This is a genomic window from Geminicoccus flavidas, assembly GCF_009806515.1.
Taxonomy (GTDB): domain Bacteria; phylum Pseudomonadota; class Alphaproteobacteria; order Geminicoccales; family Geminicoccaceae; genus Geminicoccus; species Geminicoccus flavidus.
This window is the reverse complement of sequence record NZ_WUJP01000863.1, coordinates 1-1416: the sequence shown is the minus strand read 5'-3', so window position 1 is coordinate 1416 and position 1416 is coordinate 1. Positions and strand designations below refer to the sequence as shown.

At 68.4% G+C, this 1416-nt stretch carries 2 protein-coding genes; both read left to right on the top strand.

All coding sequences use genetic code 11. The features are described from left to right. On the top strand, positions 1-741 hold a 741-nt coding region (locus EQG76_RS24685; RefSeq protein WP_331463826.1), incomplete at its 5' end, for a phosphoketolase family protein. 50 nt (positions 742-791) lie between these two features. After that, positions 792-1416 (top strand): glycogen/starch/alpha-glucan phosphorylase (locus EQG76_RS24680; protein ID WP_200841089.1); only part of this gene is annotated, 625 nt, incomplete at its 3' end.

Sequence of the window (1416 nt, the reverse complement as noted above, 5' to 3'; positions counted from 1 at the left end):
CCCCCCGACGCCAACTGCCTGCTCTCGGTCACCGACCACTGCCTGCGCAGCCGCAACTATGTGAACGTCGTGGTGGCCGGCAAGCAGCTAGCCCCGCAATGGCTGACCATGGACGAGGCGGTCCGCCACTGCACGGCCGGGCTCGGCATCTGGGAATGGGCCAGCAACGACCGGGGCGGCGAGCCGGACGTGGTGATGGCCTGCTGCGGCGACGTGCCGACCCTGGAGACGCTGGCGGCGGTCGACCTGCTGCGTCGCTATGCGCCCGAGCTCAAGGTCCGGGTCATCAACGTGGTGAACCTGATGAAGCTGCAGCCGGACAGCGAGCACCCGCACGGGCTGCCGGACAAGGACTTCGACGCGCTGTTCACCACCGACAAGCCAATCATCTTCGCCTTCCACGGCTATCCCTGGCTGATCCACCGCCTGACCTACCGGCGGACCGGCCACGGCAACCTCCATGTGCGCGGCTACAAGGAGGAAGGCACCACCAGCACGCCGTTCGACATGTGCGTGATGAACGACATCGACCGCTTCCACCTGGTGGGCGACGTGATCGACCGGGTGCCGAAGCTGGGGGCGAGAGCCGCCTATGCCAAGCAGGCGATCCGCGACAAGCTGATCGAGCACAAGGAGTACATCGCCAGGCATGGCGACGACATGCCCGAGGTCGCCGGCTGGACCTGGGGGCAGGCCGGGGCTGCGCCGGCGGCCAGCTCGACCGAGGCGGACAATGTCTGAACAGAGAGGCTGAACCGACGCGGCCGGTTCGATCGGGGAGAAGAAACAGGATGGGCAGCGCCAGGACCGGGTCCGGGAGAGACGGGCAGGATTCCCCTCTCCTCGCCGAGATCCTCGAGCAGTACGAGTGCGGGCCCATCCGCTTCGCCGGTACCGGCGAGGCGCTCTACGAGCGCCACCTCATGTTCGACAACGTGGTCGCCAGCTCGGCGGTGGGGCCGCGCGAGCGCTATGAGGCCGTCGCCCGCTCGGTCCGCGATATCCTCTCGCAGCGCTGGCTGCGCACGGAGCGCACCTATGATCGCAGGAAGGCCAAGCGGGTCTACTACCTCTCCATGGAGTTCCTGCTCGGGCGCTCGCTGGCCGACAATATCCTGAACCTGCGCCTCGACCCGATCGTGAAGGAGGCCATCCGGGACCATGGGGCCGAGTGGCAGGCCCTTGTCGAGGAGGAGCCGGATGCCGGGCTCGGCAATGGCGGCCTCGGCCGGCTGGCCGCCTGCTTCCTGGATTCGATGGCGACGCTGCAGCTCCCGGCCATGGGCTACGGGCTTCGCTACGAATACGGCATCTTCCGGCAGGTCATCGAGGATGGCTGGCAGCGGGCGCAGCCCGACAACTGGCTGCGCCGGCCCGACCCCTGGGAGGTCGCCCGGCCGCACGAGGCGGTGGAGG